The sequence below is a fragment of the Micromonospora sp. NPDC005173 genome (assembly GCF_040608515.1).
GTDB lineage: Bacteria > Actinomycetota > Actinomycetes > Mycobacteriales > Micromonosporaceae > Micromonospora.
Window position 1 is genome coordinate 24,500 of record NZ_JBEXIK010000020.1, and the last position, 25,906, is coordinate 50,405.

27 protein-coding genes are annotated in these 25,906 nt (G+C 71.5%); 7 read left to right on the forward strand and 20 right to left on the reverse strand.

The window, feature by feature from the left end; translation table 11 throughout:
• Positions 1 to 178: 178 nt before the first annotated feature.
• From era to ABZV00_RS21910, 7 genes are all read right to left on the reverse strand, one after another.
• The gene (gene era, locus ABZV00_RS21880; RefSeq protein ID WP_328426839.1) at positions 179 to 1,075 is read right to left on the reverse strand and encodes a GTPase Era; all 897 of its coding nucleotides are present in this window, start codon (positions 1,073 to 1,075) and stop codon (positions 179 to 181) included.
• An 8-nt stretch (positions 1,076 to 1,083) separates the two neighbouring features.
• On the reverse strand, positions 1,084 to 1,470 hold the full coding sequence (locus tag ABZV00_RS21885; RefSeq protein WP_328419326.1) for a cytidine deaminase: 387 nt from the start codon (positions 1,468 to 1,470) through the stop codon (positions 1,084 to 1,086).
• Positions 1,463 to 2,860, reverse strand: a complete 1,398-nt coding sequence (locus ABZV00_RS21890) for a hemolysin family protein (protein ID WP_328419328.1) — start codon at positions 2,858 to 2,860, stop codon at positions 1,463 to 1,465. Before ABZV00_RS21890 ends, ABZV00_RS21885 begins: the two co-directional genes overlap by 8 nt.
• Complete coding sequence (gene ybeY / locus ABZV00_RS21895; protein WP_355609061.1) at positions 2,860 to 3,333, reverse strand: rRNA maturation RNase YbeY; 474 nt, start codon at positions 3,331 to 3,333, stop codon at positions 2,860 to 2,862. The genes ABZV00_RS21890 and ybeY overlap by 1 nt, the downstream gene beginning before the upstream one ends.
• A gap of 15 nt (positions 3,334 to 3,348) precedes the next feature.
• A complete protein-coding gene (locus ABZV00_RS21900; RefSeq protein WP_328419334.1) occupies positions 3,349 to 4,407 on the reverse strand; it encodes a PhoH family protein in 1,059 nt (352 codons plus the stop codon).
• Positions 4,408 to 4,538: 131 nt separating this feature from the next.
• On the reverse strand, positions 4,539 to 5,936 hold the full coding sequence (locus tag ABZV00_RS21905) for a serine hydrolase domain-containing protein (protein WP_355609064.1): 1,398 nt from the start codon (positions 5,934 to 5,936) through the stop codon (positions 4,539 to 4,541).
• Entirely contained in the window at positions 5,933 to 6,292 is a 360-nt protein-coding gene (locus ABZV00_RS21910) for a histidine triad nucleotide-binding protein (RefSeq protein WP_355609066.1), read from the reverse strand. The genes ABZV00_RS21905 and ABZV00_RS21910 overlap by 4 nt, the downstream gene beginning before the upstream one ends.
• Before the next feature lie 94 nt (positions 6,293 to 6,386).
• Between ABZV00_RS21910 and ABZV00_RS21915 the strand changes: the two genes are divergently transcribed.
• Entirely contained in the window at positions 6,387 to 7,148 is a 762-nt protein-coding gene (locus ABZV00_RS21915; RefSeq protein WP_355609069.1) for an SDR family oxidoreductase, read from the forward strand.
• A 25-nt stretch (positions 7,149 to 7,173) separates the two neighbouring features.
• Here ABZV00_RS21915 and ABZV00_RS21920 read toward each other — a convergent pair whose 3' ends face one another.
• The 3 genes from ABZV00_RS21920 to hrcA all read right to left on the reverse strand — a co-directional run bounded on the left by ABZV00_RS21920 (position 7,174) and on the right by hrcA (position 10,176).
• Positions 7,174 to 7,908 carry a 16S rRNA (uracil(1498)-N(3))-methyltransferase gene (locus ABZV00_RS21920; RefSeq protein ID WP_355609071.1) on the reverse strand — a complete coding sequence of 245 codons (735 nt, stop codon included), beginning with the start codon at positions 7,906 to 7,908 and terminating at the stop codon, positions 7,174 to 7,176.
• 23 nt (positions 7,909 to 7,931) lie between these two features.
• Positions 7,932 to 9,080, reverse strand: coding sequence for a molecular chaperone DnaJ (dnaJ, locus tag ABZV00_RS21925; protein ID WP_328426840.1), 1,149 nt, complete (start codon positions 9,078 to 9,080; stop codon positions 7,932 to 7,934).
• A 73-nt stretch (positions 9,081 to 9,153) separates the two neighbouring features.
• Complete coding sequence (gene hrcA, locus ABZV00_RS21930) at positions 9,154 to 10,176, reverse strand: heat-inducible transcriptional repressor HrcA (RefSeq protein WP_328419344.1); 1,023 nt, start codon at positions 10,174 to 10,176, stop codon at positions 9,154 to 9,156.
• A gap of 200 nt (positions 10,177 to 10,376) precedes the next feature.
• Between hrcA and ABZV00_RS21935 the strand changes: the two genes are divergently transcribed.
• Positions 10,377 to 11,009, forward strand: coding sequence for a DUF4870 domain-containing protein (locus ABZV00_RS21935; protein ID WP_328419346.1), 633 nt, complete (start codon positions 10,377 to 10,379; stop codon positions 11,007 to 11,009).
• A 66-nt stretch (positions 11,010 to 11,075) separates the two neighbouring features.
• Here the strand turns inward: ABZV00_RS21935 and hemW are convergent, their stop codons facing one another.
• The gene (gene hemW, locus ABZV00_RS21940) at positions 11,076 to 12,299 is read right to left on the reverse strand and encodes a radical SAM family heme chaperone HemW (protein ID WP_328426841.1); all 1,224 of its coding nucleotides are present in this window, start codon (positions 12,297 to 12,299) and stop codon (positions 11,076 to 11,078) included.
• A 19-nt stretch (positions 12,300 to 12,318) separates the two neighbouring features.
• Here hemW and ABZV00_RS21945 point away from each other — a divergent pair, with 19 nt between their 5' ends.
• The 3 genes from ABZV00_RS21945 (at position 12,319) to ABZV00_RS21955 (ending at position 15,215) form a co-directional block, all read left to right on the forward strand.
• Positions 12,319 to 13,104, forward strand: coding sequence for an enoyl-CoA hydratase-related protein (locus ABZV00_RS21945; protein WP_328419348.1), 786 nt, complete (start codon positions 12,319 to 12,321; stop codon positions 13,102 to 13,104).
• Positions 13,105 to 13,230: 126 nt separating this feature from the next.
• Positions 13,231 to 14,091 carry a hypothetical protein gene (locus ABZV00_RS21950; protein WP_355609076.1) on the forward strand — a complete coding sequence of 287 codons (861 nt, stop codon included), beginning with the start codon at positions 13,231 to 13,233 and terminating at the stop codon, positions 14,089 to 14,091.
• A 221-nt stretch (positions 14,092 to 14,312) separates the two neighbouring features.
• Positions 14,313 to 15,215: a phytanoyl-CoA dioxygenase family protein gene (locus tag ABZV00_RS21955; RefSeq protein ID WP_355609078.1), complete on the forward strand. Its 903-nt coding sequence runs from the start codon at positions 14,313 to 14,315 to the stop codon at positions 15,213 to 15,215.
• A 90-nt stretch (positions 15,216 to 15,305) separates the two neighbouring features.
• Here ABZV00_RS21955 and ABZV00_RS21960 read toward each other — a convergent pair whose 3' ends face one another.
• A complete protein-coding gene (locus ABZV00_RS21960) occupies positions 15,306 to 15,572 on the reverse strand; it encodes a helix-turn-helix transcriptional regulator (RefSeq protein WP_355609080.1) in 267 nt (88 codons plus the stop codon).
• 102 nt (positions 15,573 to 15,674) lie between these two features.
• Between ABZV00_RS21960 and map the strand changes: the two genes are divergently transcribed.
• Positions 15,675 to 16,493, forward strand: coding sequence for a type I methionyl aminopeptidase (gene map / locus ABZV00_RS21965; protein WP_328419356.1), 819 nt, complete (start codon positions 15,675 to 15,677; stop codon positions 16,491 to 16,493).
• A 106-nt stretch (positions 16,494 to 16,599) separates the two neighbouring features.
• Here the strand turns inward: map and ABZV00_RS21970 are convergent, their stop codons facing one another.
• From ABZV00_RS21970 to ABZV00_RS22005, 8 genes are all read right to left on the reverse strand, one after another.
• Complete coding sequence (locus ABZV00_RS21970) at positions 16,600 to 17,241, reverse strand: MOSC domain-containing protein (RefSeq protein WP_355609083.1); 642 nt, start codon at positions 17,239 to 17,241, stop codon at positions 16,600 to 16,602.
• Between the two features lie 126 nt (positions 17,242 to 17,367).
• Positions 17,368 to 18,198 (reverse strand): carbohydrate ABC transporter permease, encoded by an 831-nt coding sequence (locus tag ABZV00_RS21975; protein WP_328419360.1) that lies wholly within the window; start codon positions 18,196 to 18,198, stop codon positions 17,368 to 17,370.
• Entirely contained in the window at positions 18,198 to 19,181 is a 984-nt protein-coding gene (locus ABZV00_RS21980; RefSeq protein WP_355609086.1) for a sugar ABC transporter permease, read from the reverse strand. The genes ABZV00_RS21975 and ABZV00_RS21980 overlap by 1 nt, the downstream gene beginning before the upstream one ends.
• A complete protein-coding gene (locus ABZV00_RS21985) occupies positions 19,178 to 20,467 on the reverse strand; it encodes a sugar ABC transporter substrate-binding protein (protein ID WP_355609088.1) in 1,290 nt (429 codons plus the stop codon). The genes ABZV00_RS21980 and ABZV00_RS21985 overlap by 4 nt, the downstream gene beginning before the upstream one ends.
• 232 nt (positions 20,468 to 20,699) lie before the next feature.
• Positions 20,700 to 20,984, reverse strand: a complete 285-nt coding sequence (locus ABZV00_RS21990; RefSeq protein WP_091410004.1) for a GlsB/YeaQ/YmgE family stress response membrane protein — start codon at positions 20,982 to 20,984, stop codon at positions 20,700 to 20,702.
• 378 nt (positions 20,985 to 21,362) lie between these two features.
• Complete coding sequence (locus ABZV00_RS21995; protein WP_355609091.1) at positions 21,363 to 21,647, reverse strand: GlsB/YeaQ/YmgE family stress response membrane protein; 285 nt, start codon at positions 21,645 to 21,647, stop codon at positions 21,363 to 21,365.
• A 501-nt stretch (positions 21,648 to 22,148) separates the two neighbouring features.
• Positions 22,149 to 24,026, reverse strand: coding sequence for a translation elongation factor 4 (gene lepA, locus ABZV00_RS22000; RefSeq protein ID WP_355609094.1), 1,878 nt, complete (start codon positions 24,024 to 24,026; stop codon positions 22,149 to 22,151).
• A 145-nt stretch (positions 24,027 to 24,171) separates the two neighbouring features.
• The gene (locus ABZV00_RS22005; protein WP_355609096.1) at positions 24,172 to 24,708 is read right to left on the reverse strand and encodes a DUF4240 domain-containing protein; all 537 of its coding nucleotides are present in this window, start codon (positions 24,706 to 24,708) and stop codon (positions 24,172 to 24,174) included.
• Between the two features lie 61 nt (positions 24,709 to 24,769).
• Between ABZV00_RS22005 and ABZV00_RS22010 the strand changes: the two genes are divergently transcribed.
• Positions 24,770 to 25,759, forward strand: coding sequence for a phosphotransferase (locus ABZV00_RS22010; protein ID WP_355609099.1), 990 nt, complete (start codon positions 24,770 to 24,772; stop codon positions 25,757 to 25,759).
• Positions 25,760 to 25,906 lie beyond the last annotated feature (147 nt).

Sequence of the window (25,906 nt, forward strand, 5' to 3'; positions counted from 1 at the left end):
CTGGGTCGGGGACGCGGGATGTACCTCCCCTACCCTGCGCGGCGGCATCGCCAAACGGCCGTGGCCCCGATCAAACGTGAATCTTGCCATCGGCCCGACCGAAGATGATCGTGTTGCCGGGTGGCACCCACCCCTCGGCCGGCCCGACCGGAGTGCCCGGCCGGACCGGTGAGATGGGTCAGAAGCCCAGCTTGCGCAGCTGCTTCGGGTCGCGCTGCCAGTCCTTCGCCACCCGCACGTGCAGGTCCAGGTAGACCCGGGTGCCGAGCAACTCCTCGATCTGCTTGCGGGCGTTGGTGCCGACCTCCTTGAGCCGGCTCGCCCGGTGACCGAGCACGATCGCCTTCTGGCTGGGCCGCTCCACATACAGGTCGGCGTAGATCTTCATGAGCTGACCCTCGGGGATCATCTCCTCCACCACCACCGCGATGGAGTGCGGCAGCTCGTCGCGGACCCCTTCCAGGGCCGCCTCCCGGATCAGCTCCGCGACCAGCACCTGCTCCGGGTCGTCGGTCAGCATGTCGTCCGGGTAGAGCTGCGGCGACGGCGGCAGGTAGCTGGTCATCACGTCGACAAGGGTGTCCACCTGGTGCCCGGAGACCGCGCTCACCGGCACGATCTCGGCGAACTCGCCCATCTTGCTGACCGCGAGCAACTGCTCGGCCAGCCGGCGCTTGTCCACCAGGTCGGTCTTGGTGACCACCGCCAGCACGGTCGCCTTCAACTCGGCCAGCTCGCCGGTGATGAACCGGTCGCCGCGCCCGACCGGCTCGTCGGCCGGGATGCACAGGCCGATCACGTCCACCTCGGTCCAGGTCGATCGGACCAGGTCGTTGAGGCGCTCGCCGAGCAGCGTACGGGGGCGGTGCAGGCCAGGCGTGTCGACCAGGACCAACTGCGACTCCGGCCGGTGCAGCACGGCCCGGATGACGTGCCGGGTGGTCTGCGGCTTGTTCGAGGTGATCGCGATCTTGGTGCCGACGATGGCATTGGTCAGCGTGGACTTGCCGGCGTTGGGTCGGCCGACGAAACAGCCGAACCCGGCCCGGTAGGGGCGTGCCTCCGGATCCTTCACGCCGCCGGTCACTGGGTCACCGTGCCGAGCACGGTGCCGTCCGGTGCGGCCACATGGATCGGCGCGTCCACGGCGAGGTCACGCACCACCGCGTGCCCGGCGCCGTCCAGCGTCGACGCCTCGGTCACCACCGCCGCCGCCTCCAGCCGGGTCGCCCCGGCCGCCACGGCCGAGGCCACCGCCAGTTGCAACGCGGTGAGGGTCAGCGAGGGCAGCGCGACGCTGGCGGCCGCGTACGTCCGGCCGTCCTGGTCCCGGACCGCGGCGCCCTCCACGGCGCCGACCCGCCCGCGGGCGCCCCGGGCCAGGACGACGAGCTTGCCGTCCTCGGCGCTCAGCGGGGCCGGCGCGGTGGGGGTGGGCCGGGCGGCGTGCGCGGCGGGTGTGTCAGGCATCGGCGGGTTGCCTCTCCTCGTCTCGATTGTGGTCCTGGTCGTCTCCGGGGCCGGCCTGCTCGCCGCGCCCCCCGTTGTCCTGCTCGTCGCCCGGCTCCACCCGGCTGACCAGGACGGTGTCGATCCGGTTGCGCCGGCCGGTGGTGCCCTCGGCGACCAGCCGGAGGCCGGCCACCTCGACCTCCGCTCCGGGGATCGGCACCCGCCCGAGCGACTGGGCCAACAGACCACCGACCGTCTCCACCTCGTCGGCGGGCAGGTCGGTGTGGAACAGCTCGCCGAGATTCTCCACCGGCAGGCGGGCGGTGACCCGCACCGAGGAGTCGGCCAGACGTTCGACCGGCGGGCGTTCGACATCGTACTCGTCGGTAATCTCGCCGACGATCTCCTCCAGGATGTCCTCGATGGTGACCAGGCCGCCGGTGCCGCCGTATTCGTCGACGACGATGACCAGGTGGTTGCGGGCCGCCTGCATCTCCGACAGCAGGTCGTCGACCGGCTTGGACTCCGGTACGAAGGTCGCCGGGCGCATCAGCTCGGCCACCGGCAGCTGCTCGGCGGCCGGGTCACCGCCCCGGGAGCGCCGGATCAGGTCCTTGAGATAGAGCACGCCCAGCACGTCGTCGACGCTCTCGCCGATCACCGGGATGCGGGAGAAGCCGGAACGCAGGAAGAGCGCCAGCGCCTGCGAGAGCGTCTTACCCTCCTCGATCCACACCATCTCGGTACGCGGCACCATCACCTCACGGGCAATGGTGTCGCCGAGTGCGAAGACCGAGTGGATCATCTGTCGTTCGCCGTGCTCGACCACACCCCGCTGCTCGGCCAGGTCGACCAGCTCGCGCAGCTCCACCTGGGTGGCGAACGGCCCCTCCCGAAAGCCGCGCCCCGGGGTGACCGCGTTGCCGATCAGGATGAGCAGCGACGCGAGTGGGTTGAGCGCCCGGCCCAGCCAGCGGACCAGCGGCGCCACCGCCCGCCCCACGGCGTACGCGTGCTGCCGGCCGATGGTGCGCGGGGCGACCCCGACCACCACGAAGCTGACCACGGTCATCGCGCCGGCGGTGACCAGCGCGGCCCGCCAGCCGGCGCCGAAGCTGTCCACCGCGACCAGGGCCACCAGCGTGGTGGCGGTCAGCTCGGCGAGCAGCCGCAACAGCAGGAGCAGGTTGAGGTGCCGGACCACGTCGCCGGCCACGGCCTGGAGGGTCCGGGCACCGCGTACGCCGTCCCGGGCCAACTCGGCGGCTCGGGCCGGGGAGACGGCGGCGAGCGCCGCCTCGGTCATCGCGATCACGCCGGCCAGCACGACCAGGCCGGCCGCGAAGACGATCAGTTGTAGATCGGGTAGGCCGGCCGTGGGGCCGGCCGCCAGTAGTGGAGTGGACATCACTGGTTGCGGGTCGACCGCCAGCTCGCCAGCAGTCGGGCCTGGAGCTCGAACATCTCCCGCTCCTCCTCCGGCTCGGCGTGGTCGTACCCGAGCAGGTGCAGCACCCCGTGCACGGTGAGCAGGTGCAGCTCGTCGGCCGGGGCGTGCCCAGCGGTCGCCGCCTGCTTGGCCGCCACCTCGGGGCAGAGCACGATGTCACCGAGCAGGGCGGGCTCGCCGCCGGCCGGGGCGCTCTCGCCCGGGCCGTGGTCGACGCTGCCCTCGTCCATGGGGAAGGCGAGCACGTCGGTCGGACCCTCGCCGCCCATCCAGCGGTGGTTCAGCTCGGTCATGTAGTCGATGTCGACCAGCAGCACGGACAGCTCGGCGAGGGGGTTGACCCCCATCTCGTCGAGGGCGTGCCGGGCGACGGCGAGCACGGCGTCGGTATCGACGTCGACGCCGGACTCGTTGGCGATCTCGATGGACAACTGCTTTCCTCTGCTTTAGCGGCGTCGGCCGGCCCGGCCGCCCTGGGCGGGTCGCCCGGGCACGGCGTGGACACCCTGCGCCTGCTGGTTCTCCCGCTCGGCGTCCCAGCGGGCGTACGCGTCGACGATCTGCCCGACCAGCTGGTGGCGGACCACGTCGGAGCTGGACAACTGGGCGAAGTGCACGTCCTCGACGTTCTCCAGGATGTCCCGGACCACCCGCAGACCGCTGGTCGTCCCACCGGGAAGGTCCACCTGGGTGACGTCACCGGTGACGACGATCTTGGAATTGAAGCCGAGCCGGGTGAGGAACATCTTCATCTGCTCGGGCGTCGTGTTCTGCGCCTCGTCCAGGATGATGAACGCGTCATTGAGCGTCCTGCCCCGCATGTACGCCAGCGGGGCGACCTCGATCGTGCCCGCGGCCATCAGCTTCGGGATCGACTCCGGGTCGAGCATGTCGTGCAGCGCGTCGTAGAGCGGGCGCAGGTACGGGTCGATCTTCTCGTTCAACGTGCCGGGCAGGAAGCCCAGCCGCTCGCCCGCCTCAACCGCCGGTCGGGTCAGGATGATCCGGTTGACCTGCTTGGCCTGCAACGCCTGGACGGCCTTCGCCATCGCCAGGTAGGTCTTGCCGGTGCCGGCCGGGCCGATGCCGAAGACAATGGTGTGCGAGTCGATCGCGTCGACGTACCGCTTCTGCCCGAGCGTCTTGGGACGGATGGTGCGCCCGCGCCGGGAGAGGATGTTGAGCGTCAGGACCTCGGCGGGCCGCTCGGCGCTACCCTGCTCGAGCATGCCGACGGTACGTCTTACCGCGTCAGTGGTCAGGGTCTCGCCTTTCTCGATGAGTTCGAGTAGCTCGCTGAAGACCCGCTCGGCGAGGGCGTTGTCCGCAGGGGCGCCGGTGATGGTGATCTCGTTGCCACGGACGTGCACGTCACTGGTGACCGAGCGTTCGACGAGTCGAAGGATCTCGTCACCCGCGCCAAGCAGATTGACCATGATCTTCGAGTCGGGCACGGTGATCCTGGTCTGCACCCGGGGCGGGCCGGGAGGTGGGGTGCCGGTCATAGGTCGGGCCGAAGGCCCCTGCGCACCTGCTCTCGATCTCAGCGCCGGCTCTACTGGCACGGCGTGCGGACGTTACACCCATCGTATCGGGTCAACGCGGCCCGCATCGTGTCCATTTCCGCTGGCCGCGATCAACTCCCGGACCGGAAGTCGTACCGGTCGAAGGTCTCCTGGTGGCGCGAGAAGCGGTACGTCGCCCAGTGCATCCGGACCACCGTGCCGGCCTCGTCCCGGGTCATCCTCAGCAGCTCGCCGGCCTCCCGACCGGAGACCGTGCGGAACACGTCCGGGCGGTCCGGCAGCGGGGTGAACACCGCTGGTGGGCGCCCCGCCGGGTCGCCGGCCCCGCGCGCCCGCAGGGTGCCGTCGTGCCAGGAGAAGACGTACTCGAAACCCTCACCCCACCAGCGGCCGAGCATGCCCCGCAGGGCCGCCGGAGCGGGTGGGCCGGGCCGCCACGGCTCGATCTCGGCTGGGTCGTGCTCGACCGCCGCGGCGAGCAACTGGTGCGGCAGGTCGAACAGCTCGGCCGCCGTGCCGGAGGAGCCGAGCACCGCGGCACCCATCGCGCCCGCCGTGCCGTCGCCACCCCGCCGGCCGTAGACCGCGGCCAGGAAACCGGGCATCGCCCCGTCGTGCCCCACGTGCACCACCCGCTCGCCCTGCGGGATGAGGATCAGCCCGAGCCCGAAGCCGGCGCCCCAGAGCGTCTCGTCGGTGGTGGTCAGCGGCCAGCGCATCTCGTCCAGGGTGCCGGGGGTGAGCACCGCGCCGGCCGGGTCGAGCGCCGCCGGGTCGGCGAGGAACGCCGCCCAGCGGGCCATGTCGGTCGCGGTGCTCCAGAGCTGGGCGGCCGGGCCGACCGCGCCGAAGTCGGTCGGCGGCTCCGGATGCGCCTCGTCGGAGTACGCGTCGACCAGGAACCCGGTGGCCGCAGCCGGGCCGGGGGTCACCGTGGTGTCGGTCAGCCCCAACGGCGTCAGCACCCGCTCGGTGAGCACCTGTGCCCAACTGCCACCGCGCAGGCGGGCGACCAGCTGGCCGAGCACGGCGAGCCCGAGGTTGGAGTAGTGGAAGCGGCGGGCCGGCGGCAGCACCCGCTCGGCCCGGTCCAGCTCGGCCACCAGCCGATCGGCGTCCGGCGCGCTCAGGGTGTCCCAGACGTCACCGAACGGCTCGCGCTGCAGGCCGCCGGTGTGCGAGAGCAGCCGGCGGACGGTCAGCTCTCCGTGCGCCGGCAGGTCCAGGTGCCGGCCCACCGGGTCGTCCAGGTCCAGCAGCCCGTCGTCGCGGCACTGGAGGGTGAGCACCGCGGTGAACGTCTTGGTCACCGAGCCGATCCGGAACTGGGTGCGCGGTCCCAGCGCGTTGTCGCTGCCGGTGTCGCCCACAGTGCACTGCCACAGCGGCCGGTCGGCCCGGTGCAGCGCCGCCGACACCGCCGGCACCCGGGCGTCGGCCTGCACCCGGCGGACCAGGCGGCCCAGCCGCTCGTCCACGCGGGCGTCGGGGCCCGGTCCAGTGCTCACGCCAGGTCCCGGGCGAGCATCGGGCCGAGCGGCGCGCCACCGAGCAGGTGCGCGTGCGCGTGGAAGACCTCCTGGCCGCCGTACGCGCCGGTGTTGAACATCAGCCGGAATCCGTCGCCGAGCAGCCCCTCGTCGTCCGCCACCGCGGCGGCCGTGGCCAGCACCTCACCGGCCAGCGCCGGGTCACCCTCGGCGAGGGTGGCGACGTCGGCGTAGTGCTCCTTCGGAATGACCAGGACGTGCACCGGCGCCTTCGGGTCGATGTCCCGGAAGGCGAGCGTGGTGGCGGTCTCCCGGACCACGGTGGCCGGGATCTCCCCGGCGACGATGCGGCAGAACAGGCAGTCGGATCCCATCCGGGCAGTGTAAGGAAAGGGCCCCCTGTCAACGCCTCCGGTGGCGCACGGGTCCCTTCCCGGCGTTCGCGCCGGCTACGGCAGGATGCCCTGCATGACGGATCGGGCGGTACTGGTGACCGGGGCCTCGCGCGGAATCGGGCGGGCGGTGGCGACAGCGTTCGCGGCCGGCGGCGACCGGGTGGCGATCCACCACCGCGACTCGGCGGACGCGGCCGAGGAGCTGCGCGCGCAGCTGCCCGGCGAGGGGCACGTGGTGGTCCGCGCCGACCTCACCGACCCGGATGCGGTGCGGGCCATGGTGGACCGGGCCGCCGAGCTGCTCGGTGGGCTGGACGTGCTGGTCAACAACGCCGGGGTGTACGGCGACCGGGACGACCCGCACCCGATCTTCGGCGCGTCCTACGAGCAGTGGCAGCGGCGCTGGCGGCAGGTGCTGGAGACCAACCTGACCGGTGCCGGCAACGTCATCTGGTGTGCCGCCCAGCACATGCGGGAGCGCGGCGGCCGGATCGTCAACGTCTCGTCCCGGGGCGCGTTCCGCGGCGAGCCGCAGCAGCCGGCGTACGGCGCCAGCAAGGCGGGGCTGAACGCGCTGGGCCAGTCCCTCGCCGTGGCGCTCGCGCCGTACGGCATCGCGGTGGCCACCGTCGCGCCGGGCTTCGTGGCGACCGACATGACCACCGAGCACCTGCGCGGCGAGAGCGGCGCGGCGATCCGCGCACAGAGCCCGTTCGACCGGGTGGCCCGGCCGGAGGAGATCGCCGCCGCGGTGCACTGGCTGGCGTCGCCGCAGGCCGAGTGGGCCTCCGGCACCATCGTCGACCTCAACGGCGCCTCCTACCTGCGCAGCTGACCGCCGGGGTACAGCTGTCGGACGGTCACCAGCGGCCGAGCCGGGTGGCGAGCACGCTGAGCGCCGCGACCCCGGCCGTGGAGGTGCGCAGCACCGCCGGCCCGAGCCGCACCGGCCGGCCTCCGGCCGCGCGGAACGCGGTCAGTTCGGCCGCGTCGATGCCGCCCTCGGGGCCGACCACCAGGACGATCTCCCCGGCGGTCGGCAGCTCGGCCGTGGTCAGCCGCTCCTCGGCCTCCTCGTGCAGCACGAACCCGGCGGCGGCACCGGCGATCCGGCGGGCCACCGTGGCGGTGGACTCGTCCGGTGCACCGGCCACCACTGGCAGCCACGGCCGGCGGGCCTGCTTGGCCGCCTCCCGGGCGGTGGCCACCCACTTCTCCCGGGCCCGTACGCCCCGGTCACCGCGCCACTGGGTCACCGAACGGGCCGCCGCCCAGGGCACGATCTCGTCGACCCCGACCTCGGTCATCGCCTGCACGGCCAGCTCACCCCGGTCGCCCTTGGCGATGCCCTGCACGGTCACCAGCCGGGGTACGGGCGCGTCCGCGTACCCCCGGGAGGTGATGGTGAGCTCCAGGCTGCCCCGGCCGACGGCGGTTACCACGGCGGCGGCCGTGCCGCCCCGGCCGTCGGCGAGCAGCAACTCCTCGCCGACCCGCAACCGCTGCACGGTGGCGGCGTGGTGCCCCTCGGGACCGTCGAGGGTCAACGCGTCGGCGGTGGGCAGGGACTCGACCAGGAACAGCGGCGCGGACACGATGATCAGGCTAGCCGCAGTGGTCAGGCGTGACCGTTGAACGCGTCGCGCATCCGGGAGAAGAAGCCGCCCTGCTTGGACAGCTCGGCGACCTCCTCGCCGCGGGTCTTGGCGAAGTCGCGCAACATCCGCTCCTGGTCCGGGTCGAGCTTCGTCGGCGTCCGGACGTCCAGGTGCACGTAGAGGTCGCCCCGGCCGGTGCCGCGCAGGTGCGGCACACCCCTGGCGCGCAGCCGCAGGGTGCTGGCCGGCTGGGTGCCGGCCTTGACGTCGACCGTCTCCTCGCTGTCCAGCGTCTTGATGGTCAGTCGGGTGCCCAGTGCCGCCGCGGTCATCGGCACGGTGACCCGGCAGTGCAGGTCGTCGCCCTTGCGGGAGTAGACGTCGTGCGGCCGCTCGTGGATCTCCACGTAGAGGTCACCGGCGGTGCCGCCACCCGGGCCCACCTCGCCCTGCTGGGCCAGCCTGATCCGCATGCCGTCCTCGACACCGGCCGGGATCTTGACGGTCAGCGAACGGCGGGTACGCACCCGGCCGTCGCCGGCGCAGGTGGGGCAGGGGTGCGGGATGGTGGTGCCGTAGCCCTGGCAGACGGTGCACGGCCGGGCGGAGACCACCTGGCCGAGGAAGGTGCGCTGCACCGACTGCACCTCGCCCCGACCGCCGCACGCCTCGCAGGTGGCCAGGTGGGTGCCGGCGGCCGTGCCGGCGCCGGAGCAGGTGGTGCAGAGCACCGCGGTGTCGACGGTGATCGGCGCCTCGACGCCGAACGCCGTCTCGTGCAGGTCCAGCTCAAGGCGCAGGATCGCGTCGGCGCCCGGCCGGGTCCGCGGACGCGGGCCACGGGCGCCACCCGCCGCACCGCCGAAGAACGCGTCCATGATGTCCTGGAAACCGACGAACGGGCCGGCCCCGCCCGGACCGCCCGGACCACCGGCGCCGCCGCCACCACCGGGGGCGAGCGGGTCGCCGCCCAGGTCGACGATCTGCCGCTTCCGGTCGTCCGAGAGGACCTCGTACGCGGCGTTGATGTCCTTGAACTTCTCCTGTGCCTCCGGGTCCGGATTGACGTCCGGGTGGAACTGGCGCGCCAGCTTGCGGTAGGCGCGCTTGATCTCGTCGTCGGAGGCTTCCCGGCTCACACCGAGAATGCCGTAGTAGTCCCTGGCCACTGCGTTCCGTGTCCTCATGTTCGTCTCGCGTTGCGCCGGTCGTCGGCCGGAGCCGGCCGTCGGCCCTGACTGGTCAGTTCTGGGCCAGCAGCTCGCCCACGTAGCGTGCCACGGCGCGCACCGTGGCGATGTTGCCGGGGTAGTCCATGCGGGTGGGCCCCAGCACCCCCAGGCCGCCCACGATGGTGGCGCCGGGGCCGTACCCGGTGCTGACCACCGAGGCGGCGCGCAGGTTGTCGAATTCGTTCTCGTCGCCGATCAGCACCCGGGTCGTGCTCGGCTCGGTCTCGCCGATGAGCTTGAGGAGCACGACCTCCTCCTCCAGCGCTTCGAGGATCGGGCGCAGCGAGCCCTGGAAGTCGAGCAGGCCGCCCCGGGTGAGGTTGGCGGTGCCGGCCAGCGCGATCCGCTCCTCGTGCCGCTCGACCAGCGTCTCCAGCAACACCGTGGCGAGGGTGGTCATCGTCGGACGCAGCTCGGTCGGCGCCTCTTCGACCAGCGTCTGCACCAGCGGCGGCGTATCGGACAGCCGGGCGCCGGCGAGCTTCTCGTTGACCAGCCGACGCAGGTCGGTGACGTCGTCGGCGGGCACCGGCCCGGGCAGCTCGACCAGCCGCTGCTCCACCCGACCGGTGTCGGCGATCATGACGAGCATCAGCCGGGTGGTGGAGATCGGCACCAGCTCCAGGTGCCGCACCGAGGATCGGGCCAGGCTCGGGTACTGCACGACGGCGACCTGCCGGGTCAGCTGGGCGAGCAGCCGCACGGTGCGGTGCACCACGTCGTCGAGGTCGACCGCACCGACCAGGAAACGCTCGATGGCCCGGCGCTCGGCCGGGCTGAGTGGCTTGACCCGGGACAGCCGGTCGACGAAGAGGCGGTAGCCGCGGTCGGTGGGCACCCGGCCGGCACTGGTGTGCGGCTGCCGGATGTAGCCCTCCTCCTCCAGCACGGCCATGTCGTTGCGGACCGTGGCCGGGGAGACGCCGAGCTGGTGCCGCTCGACCAGCGCCTTGCTGCCGACGGGCTCCTGGGTGGAGACGTAGTCCTCGACGATGGCGCGGAGCACGGCTAGCTTGCGGTCGTCGAGACCCATCCTCCGCACCTCCTGTCGCACGTCGGCCGCCGGCCACGGTGGGGCCGGCGGACCGTCCTGGCACTCGACTGTAACGAGTGCCAGTCTACGTCGGCGTACCCGCCGGCGCGATGATCAAGGTCGTCGCTGTCCGTTCAGCCGGGCCGACCCGGCGGTGTCGCTCTGGTGCGGCGTTGCCACGGGCCCTTACCGTGACATCCATGACTGAACCACCTCGCCCTCCCGGCGCGGGAGACCCCGGCGGATACCCGACGGACCCGACATCCCCGCCGCCATCTCCGGGCGCCTCGGCCGAGCCACCCACCGCACCACTGTCCGGGGCACCCGGCCCGGGCGGCTATCCCCCGGCCGGTGGCTATCCGCCGCCCACTGGTGACCAACCGCCGTCGGGTGGCTACCCTCCGTCGGGCGGCTATCCGCCAGCCGGGGGCTACCCTCCTGGCGGCTATCCGCCCGGTGGCGCCTACGGCGGCCCCGGCGGCGGCTACGCCAACAACGAGGACAAGACCTGGGCGCTGGTCGCGCACTTCGGCGGCGCCGCCGGGATGATCATCAGCGGCGGCGTGCTCGGCTGGATCGGCCCGCTGGTGGCGATGCTGGCCCGGGGCAACCAGTCCCCGACGGTTCGGGCGCACGCGGTGGCGGCGCTCAACTTCCAGCTCATCTGGTCGATCGTCGGCCTGGTCGGCTGGGTGCTCTCCTGCATCGTGATCGGCTTCATTCCGGTCGCGGCGGCGATCATCCTCGGCGCCGTGTTCGGCATCATCGCCGGGATCAAGGCCAACGAGGGCCAGCTCTACCGCTACCCGCTCTCCGGCAGCTTCATCAAGTGATCCGGGCCGGCCGCTCCCCCGGCCGGTCCGGCACACCGTCGCGCCGACCGGGGGGCGGCGCGACGGTCAGGGCAGCAGGTCGCGGACCACGGCGTCGGCGAGCAGCCGGCCGCGCAGGGTGAGCACCGCCCGGCCGGCCGCGTACTCCGGGGCGGCCAGCAGGCCGCCGGCCAGCGCCCGCTCGGCGCCGGCCCGGCCGGTGGCGTCGAGCACCGCCAGCGGCAACCCGGTGGCGAGCCGCAGCCGGAGCATGACGTCCTCCATGTGCGCCTCGTCGACGGTGAGCACCTCCCGGGCCAGGCCGGGCGACGCGCCGGCGGCCAACCGCTGGGCGTACGCCGACGGGTGCTTGACGTTCCACCAGCGCACCCCGCCGACGTGGCTGTGCGCCCCGGGGCCGAGACCCCACCAGTCCGCGCCGGTCCAGTAGAGCAGGTTGTGCCGGCACCGGGCCTCGTCGGTGCGGGCCCAGTTGGAGACCTCGTACCAGGACAGGCCGGCTGCGTCGAGGGCGGCCTCCGCAGCCAGGTAGCGGTCCGCGGCGACGTCGTCGCTGGGGTACGGCAGCTCACCGCGACGCATTCGGGCGGCCAGCCGGGTGCCGTCCTCCACGATCAGGGCGTACGCGCTGACGTGGTCCACCCCGGCGGCCACCACCTGGTCCAGAGAGGCGGCGAAGTCCTCGGCCCGCTCCCCCGGAGTGCCGTAGATCAGGTCCAGGTTGACGTGCTCGAACCCGGCGTCGCGCGCCTCAAGGGCGGCGGCGGTGGCCCGGCCGGCACTGTGCCGGCGGTCGAGGATCGCCAGCACCCCCGGTGAGGCGGACTGCATGCCGAGCGAGATCCGGGTGTAGCCGGCTGCCCGCAGCAACTTCAGCGATTCCGGGGTGACCGACTCCGGGTTGGCCTCGGTGGTCACCTCGACGTCGGCGGCGAGCCCCCAGGTGCGGTCGATGCCGTCGAGGATGCGGGCCAGGTCGTCGGCGGGGAGCAGGGTGGGCGTGCCACCGCCGACGAAGACCGTGTCGACCCGCGGCGGTGGGCTGTCACCGAGCACCCGGGCGGCGAGCGCCAGCTCGGCCAGCACCGTGTCGGCGTACCCCTCACGGCTGGCACCGCCGCCCAGCTCGCTCGCCGTGTAGGTGTTGAAGTCGCAGTAGCCGCAGCGGCTGGCGCAGAAGGGCACGTGCACGTACACGCCGAAGCCGCGCTGGCCGACCGCGGCGGTGGCGGTGGCGGGCAGCGATCCGTCGACGGGGACGGTCTCACCATCTGGAAGGACGCCGGGCATGGCCACTAGTGTGCCCGGCATGACCTCTCCCGACGTCCTCGTGCGGGTCGCCACGGCCCGCGGGGTGACCACCCTCACCCTGGACAGCCCGCACAACCGCAACGCACTCTCCACAGCCCTGATGACCCAGCTACTGGGCGGGCTGGCCGACGCGGTCGCCGACGAGGCGGTCCGGGTGATCGTGCTGGACCACACCGGCCCGGTCTTCTGCTCGGGTGCGGACCTGAAGGAGACCGCCTTGGCGTACGCCAGCGGGACGGTGCCGGCCGGGATGCTGGGCGAGGTGCTCGCCGCGATCTGGGAGTGCCCCAAGCCGGTGCTGGCCCGGGTGGCGGGGCCGGCGCGGGCCGGCGGGTTGGGCCTGATCGCGGCCGCCGACCTGGCGGTCTGCGCCGACGAGGCGACGTTCGCCTTCACCGAGGTGCGGATCGGGGTGATCCCCGCGGTCATCTCGGCGACCGTGCTGCCCCGGCTGCACCCGCGCGCCGCCGCCGAGCTGTACCTGACCGGGGACACCTTCGACGGCCGGCGGGCCGCCGAGATCGGCCTGGTCACCGCCGCCGTCCCGGCGGACGGGCTGGACGCGGCGGTACGCCGGTACTGCGACTCGCTGGTGCGCGGCGCGCCCGGCGCGCTGGCCGGCGCGAAGGACCTGCTGCGCCGGCCGGGCACCGCCGAGCTGCGCGGCGAACTGGCCCGGCTGTCGGCGCTGTCGACGGGCTACTTCCTTGGCGACGAGGGACGCGAAGGGGTCACCGCGTTCCGGGAGAAGCGGGACGCCAGCTGGGTACCCGCTGCGGATTAGCCGGTTTGTCCTGCCGACGGCGGGGAACGCCACTCTGGCCTTCCCCGCTCCCCTCGGGCGTGAACCGGTCGGACGACCCGGACGACGCCATCGGGGACGTACGCTTGGCGGACTGTCGATCTGGGGGTGTGGGTGCGAACTCGTGCAGCCGTGGCGGGCGGGGTGGTTCTCATCCTCGTCGCCGTGATCGCAGTCTGGCTCGTCGTGCGGCAGGTCGGGGACCGTCTGCAGCTACCACTGGCGAGCCGGAAATGCACGGTCCAAGCCGACGGCCGGGTCGCCCTGGACGCCGACCAGATGGCCAACGCGGCGACCATCGCGGCGATCGGCGCACAGCGCGGGATGCCAGAGCGGGCCGTGGTGGTCGCGCTTGCCACCGCGTACCAGGAGTCCGGGCTACGCAACCTCGCCGACGGCGACCGTGACTCGGTCGGCCTGTTCCAGCAACGTCCGAGCCAGGGCTGGGGCACCCCGACACAGATCCGCGACCCGCGCTACGCGGCGAACCGGTTCTACGCGGCACTGAAGAAGGTGCGCGGCTGGGAGAAGATGCGGGTCACCGACGCCGCCCAGCGGGTGCAGCGCTCGGCGTTCCCCGAGGCGTACCAGAAGTGGGCCGACGACTCCGAGGTGCTCAGCCGGGCGCTACTGGGCGACGTCACCGGGGCGGTCGCCTGCACGGTGGGGCGTACCCCGGTAATGCACGGCGCGGCAGCGGCCGCCCAACTGACCCGCAACCTGGTGCTGGACTGGGGGTTGTCGGGCACGGACACCGCAGGCCAGACCGGGCTGGCGGTGACCGCGGGCGACCAGCGCGACGGCTGGCGGTACGCGCACTGGCTGGTCTCGCACGCCCAGGACCACGGGGTGAAGCGGGTCCGCTTCGGCGACCTGGAGTGGACCGCCCGGGACGGCACCTGGGGGCGGGTGACCGGTGAGCAGAGCGCGGCCGGTCAGGTGGTGGCCGAGGTGTTCGCCGAGGGGTGAGCGGCCCGGATCTCTTAACCGGCAGTCACCGCACAATCGGACAACGGCCAACAGACGCCGCTATTTATCGCGGAAATCTGACTCTACGGAGTGGCTCCGCTGCGCATGGTCCGGCTGAGGTCCATTCCTGTCATGCGCACTCCCCGCCGCCAAGGTGATCGCGTTACGATCGGCGGCCTGTGCCAGAAATGGTTTCACCTCATGGGGAGGGGTACGACGCGGTGTTCGATTACGGCGACCGGACCGGCTACGAACCGATCAGCGACACTGACCGCAAGGAGTTTCACGAGCAGGGCTTCCTCCTGCTGCGCAACGTCCTGACGGAGGACCACCGGGCGGCGCTGGAGGCGGCGGTCGACCGCGTCTACGCGGAGGAGCAGGCAAAGGGCACCACCAAGAAGGACGGCACCCTGCACCTGCTGGGCTTCCTGGAGCGCGACGAGCTCTTCGGTGAGCTGCTCACCCACCCGATCGCCTTCCCGTACATGTGGGGGCTGGCCGGCTGGAACATCTACACCCACCACAACCACCTGGACGTCACTCCGCCGGCCGCCGAGCCGGAGAAGCCGTACTGGGGTTGGCACCAGGACGGGTACCGGCAGAACTCCGACCCGGAGACGATGGACCCGAACCTGCCCCGGCCGATGTTCTCGCTGAAGGTCGCGTACGTGCTCTCCGACCTCTCCGAGACCGGCCGCGGCGCCACCAAGGTCATCCCGGGCAGCCACCTGTGGAACTCGCTGGACCGGCCCAAGGACCTCAGCGTGCACAACCCCGACCCGGAGGGCACGGTGGAGATCACCGCCAAGCCGGGCGACGCCTTCATCTTCGACCGCCGGCAGTGGCACTCCCGGTCGACGAACCTGTCGACCATCACCCGCAAGATGCTCTTCGTGGGCTACACCTACCGGTGGATCCGCCCGCTGGACGAGCTGCACCCGGACGTGAACGGCGAGTGGTACCGCAACCGCACGCCGGTGCAGCGCCAGCTGATCGGTGAGGGCACCCACACCGCCAACTACTGGGGCATCAACTGGGACGGGTACGTCGACGACGAGATCCCGCTGCGCAAGGAGCTCAAGGAGCGCGGCCAGCTGGACCGCAGCGTCCCCTGGCTTCGCTGAGTCGTTAGCCGAGAGCCCCTGACATCGCCGATGTCGGGGGCTCTCGCGTGTCCGCCGCCCGGCCGGCCCTTCGGCGCGGCCGGCCCGCGGTTAGGAGGCTTCGCGGAGGCGCAGGTCGGCCAGCCACACCTCGGCCAGGTCGCTGAGCGCGACGCCGAGAACCTCGCTGAGGCAGACCACCGTGCCGAACGCGGGTGCCGGGAGCCGGCCCACCTCGATCTTGCGCAGCGTCTCCGGTGAGATGCCGGCCGCCAAGGCCACCTCGACGGGGCTGCGGCCACCTCGGGCGACCCGAAGCGCCGCCCCGAGACGTTGCCCCGCTGCGATCTGTTCAGGTGTGAGCGGTGGGCGAACCATGTCAGCAGGATAGATCCGCCTTCTCGGACCGGCAACGCCCACCGGCCGGCGCGCCGACCAGCGTGGTATAAATATACCGCTACGAAGAGGGAAGGGTTGATCGTGATCGAGCTTAAGTCCCCTGAGGAGATCGAACGGATGGCCGTGACCGGCCAGTTCGTCGGCGAGCTGCTGGCGGAGCTGCGGGAGGTCGCCGCCGTCGGGGTCAACCTGATGGACCTCGAGCACCACGCCCGTCGCCGGATCAAGGAGCGTGGCGCCGAGTCCTGCTACTGGGACTACACGCCGTCGTTCGGTCGCGGCCCGTTCCGCAACGTCCTGTGCCTCTCGGTCAACGACGCCGTGCTGCACGGCCTGCCACACAACTACGCCCTGCGCGACGGTGACCTGCTGAGCATCGACATGGCGGTCGGGATCGACGGCTGGGTCGCCGACTCCGCACTGTCCGCCGTCATCGGCACCCCCTCCCCGGATGACCTGAAGCTGATCGAGGCCACCGAGGCCGCGCTGGAGGCCGGGATCGACGCCGCGCGGTTGGGCAATCAGCTCGGCGACATCTCCGCCGCCATCGGCGGGGTCGCCCGCCGCTACGGCTACCAGGTCAACGCCGAATTCGGCGGGCACGGCATCGGCCGCACCATGCACGAGGCCCCACACGTGGCCAACGACGGCCGCTCCGGCCGGGGCATGAAGCTCAAGCCCGGCCTGACGATCGCGATCGAGCCGTGGTTCTGCCACAGCACCGACAAGATCAAATATGACAAGGACGGGTGGACGATCCGGTCCGCGGACGGCTCGCGCACGGCCCACTCCGAGCACACCGTCGCGATCACCAAGGCCGGCCCTCAGGTGCTGACCCCCCGCCCCGGGCACGACACGAGGCAGGGCACCCGCAGCGGGCAGTCGGCCGCGACGTCCTGACGAGCGCCGCTTCGGGGCGTGCGCGGTCGGACGGAGCAAGGGTGAACCGCCCCGAGGGCAGCCAAGTGTCAGGCACGGCCGGCCCTCAGGCGCGGTCGGTGGTCGGTCAGGCGCGGCTGGCGAGGCGGCGGCGGGCCTTCTCCCTGATCGCCACCGGCAGGTCCTCCGCGTCGAGCAGCCGGGGCAGCAACTCCGGCTCCAGGCTGGTCGCCCGGAACACCTCGCCGATGGTCACCCCGTGCGCCGGCCGCTCCACGACCTCGACCGGGTCACCGGCACCCACCTCGCCCTCGCGCAGCACCCGCAGGTACGCCCCCGGGGTGGCACGCACGGTGAACCGCCGGATCAGGTCGGGCATCCCCCAGAAGCCGGCGAACGTGGTGCAGGGGGTACGCGGCATGGTCACCTGGAGCACCGCCGTGCCGATCGCCCACTGCTCGCCGATCACCGCCCCGGTCACGTCGACCGCGTAGGTGGTGAGGTTCTCGCCGAAGCCGCCGGGCCGGACGGCGCGGCCGATCTCCGCGGACCACCACGCGGCGTCCTCCTCGGCGTACGCGTAGACGGCCTTGTCCGGCCCGCCGTGGTGGGCGCGCTCGGCGATGAAGTCGCCGACCAGGCCACCGGCGAGCAGCGGCACCGGCCCGTCGACCGGTCGCTTGTCGATGCCGCTGCGACCGCTCGCGTCGCCGGCCCACTCCGCCTCGGTCACCACGCCGAGGTTCACCGCTGCCACCCTGCCCGTCATGACGGTCAGCCTAGTGGCGGCGCTGCGCCCGACGCGCCCGCCGATACCCGCGCTCGACGCGGCGTGGCGGCCCGGTCCGGCCTGGGCCGCACGCGGTCCGGTCAGGCCCGACGCTGCCTGCCCTGGTCAGCCCTTGACGGCGCCGGCGACCAGGCCGGAGACCATCCGTCGTTGCACCAGCAGGAAGAAGATGATGACCGGCAGGGTGAACAGGGTGGAGGCGGCCATCACCGGCCCCCAGTTGGTGTCGTCCCGGCCGAAGAAGAAGGTCATCGCCACCGGCAGGGTGTAGCGACCCTGGTCGTTGATGAACGTCAGCGCGAAGATCAGCTCGTTCCACGCGGTGATGAAGGAGAAGATGCTGGTGGCCACCAGGCCGGGCGCCACCAGCGGGAAGAGGATCCGGCGGAAGGTCTGGGCCCGGGTGGCCCCGTCGATGGCCGCCGCCTCCTCCAGTTCCTTGGGCACGGCCGCGACGAAGCCCCGCAGCATCCAGACCGCGAACGGCAGCGAGAAGCCGAGGTACGTGAGGATCAGGCTGGGCAGGGTGTTGTAGAGCCCGAGCCGCTGGATCATCAGGAACAGCGGGATGACCAACGCCTCCAGCGGGATCATCTGCACCACCAGCAGCATGATCAGGAAGCTGGTCCGCAGCTTGAACCGGAACCGGGCGACCGCCGTCGCGGCGAGCAGCGCGACCAGGCCACTGAGCACCACCGTCGAGACCGCCACCAGCGCGCTGTTGAGGAAGAAATCGAAGAAGCTCACGCCGGGGATGAGGTTGCCGGTCAGGATCTCCCGGTAGTGCGTCAGCGTCGGGTGGGTCGGCACCGGCTGCGGGGTGGCCGAGAAGATCTCGCTGCTCGGCTTCAGCGAGGTGGAGATCATCCAGTAGACGGGAAAGGCCGCGAAGAGCGCGACCAGCAGCCCGGCGGCGTTGAGGGCGACCTTCTTCACTACTCGTCCTCCTGCTTGAGCACCATCCGCACGTAGAAGCCGGTGACCACGAGCAGGATCAGCGTGAGGATCACCGCGATGGCCGCACCGAGGCCGTACTTCGGCGGCGGCGAGAACGCCTCCGCGTAGGAGTAGATGGAGAGCATGAACGTCGGCCGGTCCTGGGTGCCGCCAGCCAGCACGAACTGTTGGGTGAAGACCTTGAAGTCCCAGATGGTGGAGAGCACGATCAGGATCCCGAAGACCGGGCGCAGCAGCGGGAAGGTGATCTTCCAGAACACCCGCCAAGGGCTGGCGCCATCCACCCGGGCCGCCTCGTGCAGCTCGCTCGGCACGCTCTTCAGGCCGGCGAGCACGCTCACCGCGATGAACGGGAACGAGTGCCAGACCACCACCAGGGTGAGGATGGCGAAAAAGAGCAGTGGCGAGTTGAACCAGCCGTAGCCGGTCCAGTCACTGCGGCCGAACAGGCCGTTGGAGAGGCCGTCCGGCAGCGCGTTGAACAGCCAGGTGACCAGGCCGCTCGTGTCGTCGAAGATCCACTTCCAGACGATCGTGCCGGTCAGCGCCGGGGTGGCCCAGGCGAGCATCACGCAGCTGGCCACGAAGGTGGCCATCTTGCGGCCGAGCCGGTTGAGCAGCAGCCCGACCAGGGTGCCGAGAACCATCGTGAGCAGCACGTTGGCCGCGGCGAACAGGACCGTGTTGCGCAGCACGGTCAGGAAGAACGGATCCGAGAGGATCTCGGTGTAGTTGCCCAGCCCCACCCATGGCCACTCCCGGTCGCCGCGCAGTTGCCGGACGCTGTTCAGCCGGTAGAAGGACATCGTCACCACCTGGCCGAGCGGCCAGAGCAGCAGCACACCGATGATCACCAGCGCGGGCAGGAGCAGCAGGTAGGGCAGGCGGTCCACCGGGCGGCGCCGCCGCGCGGGGATCTCCCGCGCGGCAGCGGCCTCCGGCGCCTCGGTCAGCGTGGTCACTTGGCGTTGAGGATGCTTTCCATCTCACCGGCCGCATCGGCGGTAGCCTTCTCGACCGTCTTCTGACCCTTCATGACCGAGCTGTTCATCGCCTGGGTCACCGTCTTCGTCCGGCTGACCTCCACCCACTTCGGGGTGAGCGGCGTGAGCTTGGTGTTCTGCATGGTGGTGGCGAACGCCGCCATGATCTTGTCGTTGGCGTACGTGTCACCGGCGACCAGGTCCTGGTAGACCGGGAAGAAGCCGAGGCTGCTCGCGAAGCTCTGCGAGTTCTTCTTGTTCAGCAGCACGGTCAGGTAGTCCCAGGCCAGGTCCTGGCGCTCGCTGTCCTTCCAGATCGCCAGGTCCGAGCCACCGGCGAAAGCGGGTGCCGCCTTGCCGTCGGGGCCGGGGATCGGGAACGTACCCCAGACCTTCTCGATCTCGGGGTTGTCCTTCTTGATGGCACCCTGCTGCCAGCTGCCGGCGAAGGCCATCGCGGCCTTGCCGGTGGCGAACTGGGTGCGGGCGTCGATCTCGTTCCAGCCTGCCGCCGCCGGCGGAGCCACCTTGTGCACGGTCACCAGGTCGGTCCAGAACTTGACCGCCCGCTGCGCCTCGGGGGTGGTGTAGCCGGACTTCCAGGTGCCGCCCTGGTTGCTGGCGATCTCACCGCCGGCCCCCCAGAGGAAGGAGTAGAACGGCAGCTCGGAGTTGCCCGGCAACGCGATGCCGTAGGTGCCCGGCTTCTTGGCCTGCACAGCCTTGGCCACGCTGACCAGCTCGTCCCAGGTCTTCGGCGGCTGCACGCCCGCCTCGGCGAACCAGTCGGTGCGGTAGTAGATGGCCCGGACGCCGGCGTACCAGGGCACGCCGTACTGCTTGCCGTCGAGCTGCGCGTTGCGGACGAGGTCGGGCAGCAGGTCCTTGCCGTCGGTCCAGCCACCCATCCGCCCGCTCACGTCGGCGAGTGCCTCCTGGGCCGCCCAGCCCTGGGTCTCGGTGTTGCCCAGCTCGGTGATGTCCGGTCCCTCACCGCCGGCGAGCGCGGCCTGGAACTTCTTGGGCGCCTCGAGCCACGGGAGGTACTGCACCACCACGTCGGTGTCGGGGTGCTTCTGCCGGAACTCGGTCTCGACTCCGTCGAGGAAGGCGTTCTGCGCGTCGCCGCCCTCGCCCATCATCCAGACCGTGAGCTTGCTGTTGTCGGCCGCGTCGTCATCGGAGCCCCCGCCGCAGCCGGTCAGCACCATCGCGGCCGAGGCCACTACGGCAGTGACCGGGGCCAGCCGCTTCCACCTGTTCACGCCACTTCTCCCCTCGCGCCGCCTGGAACTAACCTTCCACGCCGCACCCTAGTACGAAGAATTCCTTTACGACAGTGGGCGCATCGACGGAGCGAGGCGACCGTACCGCAGCGGATCGGCGAAAGGGACCGTGGCATCAGGCCGAAGTCGGGCACTTCAGCACGAAGAAGCGCCCGGCCGATGGCCGGGCGCTTCTTTCAGTAGTGCGGTGGTCGTAGGTGATGCCAGGTCGTTATCGGGTGACGCTTCGGCGGCGACCCACGCCAGCCACCAGCGCGACCGCGATCGCGGCCACCACGACCTGCACCAGCAGTTCGGCCCAGTCGATCCCGCTGGTCTCGGTCGCGATGCCGATGGCCCGCGCCAGCACCGTGCCCAGCAGGGCCGCGCCGACGCCGATCAGCAGGTGCAGCCAGATCGGCATGTTCTGCCGGCCTGGGACGACCAGGCGGCCCAGCGCGCCGACGATGAGACCAACAACGATGGCAGTGATGATGCCCCACACGGTGAGCTCCACGGTCGCCCTCCTTCAAAGAATGTCTGACGCACAACGTGCGCTTCCTGTCGTGACCGCTAAGTGCCCGATCCACCGAAATTCCAAACCGACTTTGTCCGCCAGAGGATCACGATCAGGCATACACGGACGTGTTCCACCGGCGACCGCTCTCCCGCGGCAACCGGCCTCTCGAGAGATGCCGCAAGATCCGCGCAACATCGCCGAAAGTGCTGCCTCCCAACGGGTTGAGACAGCGCTTTCGGCGAAAGTGCGCGGATCTTGAGGCCATCGCGCGGCGCGGTCACCCCGGGCGGCCAGGTGAACGCCGATGGGCGCCCGACCTGTTGGTCGGGCGCCCATCGGAAGTGTCGCGGTGGTACGAGGTGACGTTGGGGGGTGTTATCGGGTGACCCTGCGGCGGCTACCCACACCCGCCACCAGCGCGACCGCGATGGCCGCCACGACGACCTGCACCAGCAGCTCGCCCCAGTCGATCCCGCTGGTCTCCGTCGCGATGCCGATGGCTCGCGCCAGTACCGTGCCCAGCAGGGCCGCGCCGACGCCGATCAGCATGTGCAGCCACATGGGCATGTTCTGCCGGCCCGGGACGACCAGGCGGCCCAGGGCCCCGATGATGAGACCAACAACAAGCGCAGTGATGATGCCCCACACGGTGAGCTCCACGATCGCCCTCCTTCAAAGAATGTCTGACACACAATGTGTGCTTCCTGTCGTGACCGCTAAGTTCCCGACCCACCGGAAATCCAAACCGACTCACTCTCAACGGAGAGCGGCACACGTCAATGCTGATCGGGTGCGTCGATTGGCACGGGAGCGCGTCCATCCAGGTGGAAGGCCATCTCGTCGGGTCGCCCACCGCACGGCGAGGCGGAGAAAATTTTCTTCACCAGCCGCCAGCCGTCTGTCGTCAGCCGTCTGTCGCCAGCGCGCCCTGTCGCGAGCAAGCCCTGCCGCCAGCCGCCAGGCCGTGCTGGCGCTCTGCCCACGGCGGGCGGCGGGCGGCAGGCGGCGGGCCACCGGGATCCGGATACGGCGACGGCCGGCGCCCCCGGCCGTACGCCTGATCGTGGCGACCGGCCCGGCCGGGGCACCGGCCGTTCTCGTCAGTCAGCGCCGGCGTACCGGCGGTTCTCGTGAGTCAGCGCCGGCGGACCGGCGTCGGGGTCACTTCTTGCCGGCGGCCTTGCCGTCGCCGGAGTCGGAGGAGAGGGCGGCGATGAAGGCCTCCTGCGGCACCTCGACCCGGCCCACCATCTTCATCCGCTTCTTGCCTTCCTTCTGCTTCTCCAGCAGCTTGCGCTTACGGCTGATGTCACCGCCGTAGCACTTGGCGAGCACGTCCTTGCGGATCGCCCGGATGGTCTCCCGGGCGATGACCCGGCTGCCGATGGCCGCCTGGATCGGCACCTCGAACTGCTGGCGCGGGATCAGGGTGCGCAGCTTGGCGGCGATGGTGACGCCGTAGTTGTACGCCTTGTCCTTGTGCACGATGGCGCTGAACGCGTCCACCGGCTCGCCGTGCAGCAGGATGTCCACCTTCACCAGGTCCGATGCCTGCTCGGTGGAGGGCTCGTAGTCCAGCGAGGCGTAGCCCTTGGTCCGGCTCTTCAACTGGTCGAAGAAGTCGTAGATGATCTCCGCGAGGGGCAGCGTGTAGCGCAACTCGACCCGGTCGGCGGAGAGGTAGTCCATGCCGAGCAGGCTGCCGCGGCGGCCCTGGCACAGCTCCATCACCGCGCCCACGTAGTCGTTGGGCGTCAGCACGGTGGCCCGGACCACCGGCTCGTACACCTCGGCGATCTTGCCGGTCGGGTATTCGCTGGGGTTGGTGACGACGATTTCCTCGCCGTCGTCCGTGATCGCCCGGTAGACCACGTTCGGCGCGGTGGAGATCAGGTCGAGGTTGTACTCGCGCTCCAGCCGCTCCCGGATGATCTCCAGGTGGAGCAGGCCGAGGAAGCCGCAGCGGAAGCCGAAGCCGAGCGCCCCGGAGGTCTCCGGCTCGTAGTCCAGCGCGGCGTCGTTGAGCTTGAGCTTGTCCAGCGCCTCACGCAGGTTGGGGTAGTCGGACCCGTCGATCGGATAGAGGCCGGAGTAGACCATCGGCTTCGGGTCCTTGTAGCCACCCAGCGCCTCGGACGCCGGCCGGCTGTTGATGGTGACCGTGTCACCGACCCGGGACTGCCGGACGTCCTTCACGCCGGTGATCAGGTAACCGACCTCGCCGACACCGAGCGCCTCGGCCTTCACCATCTCCGGCGAGATGACGCCGATCTCCAGCAGTTCGTGTACCGCCCCGGTGGACATCATCTTGATCCGGTCCCGGGCGCTGATCCGGCCGTCGATGACCCGCACGTAGGTGACCACGCCGCGGTAGACGTCGTACACCGAATCGAAGATCATCGCCCGGGCGGGCGCCGCGGCGTCACCGACCGGCGGGATGAACTGCCGGACGATCTCGTCGAGCAGGTACGGAACCCCCTCGCCGGTCTTGCCGGAGACCCGGATGCAGTCGGCGGGGTCGCCGCCGATCAGGTGCGCCAACTCCTCGGCGTACTTCTCCGGCTGGGCGGCCGGCAGGTCGATCTTGTTGAGCACCGGGATGATGCGCAGGTCGTTCTCAAGGGCCAGGTAGAGGTTGGCCAGGGTCTGCGCCTCGATGCCCTGCGCGGCGTCGACCAGCAGCACGGCCCCCTCGCAGGCGGCCAACGACCGGGACACCTCGTAGGTGAAGTCGACGTGCCCCGGGGTGTCGATCATGTTGAGCACCGCGTGCTCGCCGGTCCGGTCGCCCTCGCGGATGGTCCACGGCATCCGGACGGCCTGACTCTTGATAGTGATGCCGCGCTCGCGCTCGATGTCCATCCGGTCCAGGTACTGGGCGCGCATCTGCCGGGGGTCGACCACGCCGGTGAGCTGCAACATCCGGTCGGCCAGGGTCGACTTCCCGTGATCGATGTGGGCGATGATGCCGAAGTTCCGGATGCGACCGGGGTCGGTGGCACCAGGAGCGTTCGCGCCGGGATCGAGCTTCGGTGGCACAGCGGTCCGTTCTGGTCGGCTGACGTGAGCAGGCCGGCGCGCCGCCGACCCCCTCTATGCTCCCACGCCGCCGGGGTGCGTCCGCTGCGCGGGCGATCCTCCCTACCCCGCGACCCCGGCACTGGGCGCCGAACCGCCCAACACCTCACTCCATCGGCGGCTCAACGAAGAGCGCGGCCAGCCGGGGCAGCCGGCGGCGGGCCTCCTCCTCGTCGTCGAAGTCCCAGAAGTCGTTGAGGTCCGGCGCGCGCACCGGCTCCCGGTCCGCCGGCAGTTCCGCCGCCGTGGCCTTGCGGTACGCGTCCCAGGGCACCGCCAACATGTGCTCGGCGGAGAACTCCTCGCCGCTGAGCGAGGCGGCCCGCACCTGGGGCAGCTCGGCCAGCGAGTCCGGGTCGGTGACCGCGCGCGCGAAGACCGTCCGGCCCTGGGTCATCAGCCAGCCCCGGAAGTGCTCGAAGCCGTCCGCCGAGGCACCCCCGTTGATCAGGTACGCCGCTCCCCAGAGATCCGCCTTGTGCGAGGCGGCCAGCACCCGCGTCTGGTGCCGGGCGTATCCGACGATGTCCTCCGGGTCACGCTCGGCGAGCAGCGCGACAGCCCGCGCGGCGACCGGACCCGGTTCTCCCCCACCGCCGGCACGGGCCTGGTCGATCAGCTGCCAGAAGTCCTCGGTCCTCATGGCTTGGCAGTCTCGCAGTGTCGCCGCACGCCGCGCACGTACCCCGGGGCAGCATGGTGGGGTGTCGTCCCCCACGCCGTTGCCTCCGGTCCCGTACCACGCGAGCGCGCTGCGCCCGTCGTGGCCGTCGTTGCCGGCGGCGCTGCGGGACGCGATCGCCGACCGGCTCGGCGCGCCGGTGGTCACCGCCCGGGTCGCCGGCGCGGGCTTCACCCGGGGCTTCGCCGCCGTGCTCGGCACCGCCGTCGGCGGCCGGGCCTTCGTCAAGGCCGCACCCGCCGCCGAGCAACCGCACCTGGTCGACTGGTACGCCCGGGAGGCCGCGATCCTCGACCGGCTGCCGGCCGGCCTGCCGGCGCCCCGCCCCCGGTGGACGCTGTCCGAGGCCGGCTGGTTCGTGCTGTGCACCGACGCCGTCGACGGCCACACGCCGCAGCTGCCCTGGGTGCCGGCAGAGCTGAACGCCACGCTCACCGGGTACGCCGAGGTCGCCGCCGCGCTGGCCGACCCGCCGGCCGAGCTGACCGCACTCGGCCTGCCGCACCTGGCCGACCTGGCCCGGTCGGACATCCTCTGGTGGGAGGAGGTCGCGGCCGGTCGGGAGCCGTCGCCGGTGCTGCCGCCGCCCCTGCGGGACCGGCTGCCCGAGCTGGTGGCGCTGGAGTCCCGCCTCCCCCGGTACGCCGCCGGTGTGACCGGCCTGATCCACGGCGACCTGCGGGTGGACAACGTGCTCATCGGTGCGGACGGCCGGGCCTGGTTCTGCGACTGGACCTGGGTCTGCCACGGGCCGGCCTGGTTCGATCTGGCCGGCCTGCTGATCACCGCGTACGCCGGCGGCCTGGACGCGGACCGGCTCTTCGCCGCGCACCCGGCGACCGCGGGCACACCCCCGGACGTGCTGGACGCCACCCTGGCCGCGTTGGCCGGCTACTACCTCACCGGTGCCGCGGCAGCGCCGGTGACGGCCTCGCCGCACCTGCCCGCGCACCAGCGGTGGAGTGGCGAGCAGGCACTCGACTGGCTCGCCCACCGCCAGGGCTGGCGGTGACGGCCGGGGCGTAAACTTGTCCTCGATGGGCCGGGTGATCGACGCGTTCGGCCGCGCGGTGGCTGGCCGTTTTGGCTCGTCCCGGGCGACCTGGTAACCTGGCTCTTCGCGCAGCGATGACGCATGTTCGTCATCCCGCGCATAAGC

What these genes read in the sequence shown, in the direction of transcription:
- ABZV00_RS21935 (WP_328419346.1), top strand. Translation starts at nt 10,377, where the DNA reads ATGACTGAACCACCTCGCCCTCCCGGCGCGGGAGACCCCGGCGGATAC.
- ABZV00_RS21945 (WP_328419348.1), top strand. Translation starts at nt 12,319, where the DNA reads ATGACCTCTCCCGACGTCCTCGTGCGGGTCGCCACGGCCCGCGGGGTG.
- ABZV00_RS21915 (WP_355609069.1), top strand. Translation starts at nt 6,387, where the DNA reads ATGACGGATCGGGCGGTACTGGTGACCGGGGCCTCGCGCGGAATCGGG.
- ABZV00_RS21885 (WP_328419326.1), bottom strand. Translation starts at nt 1,470, where the DNA reads ATGCCTGACACACCCGCCGCGCACGCCGCCCGGCCCACCCCCACCGCG.
- ABZV00_RS21890 (WP_328419328.1), bottom strand. Translation starts at nt 2,860, where the DNA reads ATGTCCACTCCACTACTGGCGGCCGGCCCCACGGCCGGCCTACCCGAT.
- ABZV00_RS21900 (WP_328419334.1), bottom strand. Translation starts at nt 4,407, where the DNA reads ATGACCGGCACCCCACCTCCCGGCCCGCCCCGGGTGCAGACCAGGATC.
- hrcA (WP_328419344.1), bottom strand. Translation starts at nt 10,176, where the DNA reads ATGGGTCTCGACGACCGCAAGCTAGCCGTGCTCCGCGCCATCGTCGAG.
- ABZV00_RS21960 (WP_355609080.1), bottom strand. Translation starts at nt 15,572, where the DNA reads ATGGTTCGCCCACCGCTCACACCTGAACAGATCGCAGCGGGGCAACGT.
- ABZV00_RS21910 (WP_355609066.1), bottom strand. Translation starts at nt 6,292, where the DNA reads ATGGGATCCGACTGCCTGTTCTGCCGCATCGTCGCCGGGGAGATCCCG.
- hemW (WP_328426841.1), bottom strand. Translation starts at nt 12,299, where the DNA reads ATGCCCGGCGTCCTTCCAGATGGTGAGACCGTCCCCGTCGACGGATCG.
- ABZV00_RS22005 (WP_355609096.1), bottom strand. Translation starts at nt 24,708, where the DNA reads ATGAGGACCGAGGACTTCTGGCAGCTGATCGACCAGGCCCGTGCCGGC.
- ABZV00_RS21970 (WP_355609083.1), bottom strand. Translation starts at nt 17,241, where the DNA reads ATGACGGGCAGGGTGGCAGCGGTGAACCTCGGCGTGGTGACCGAGGCG.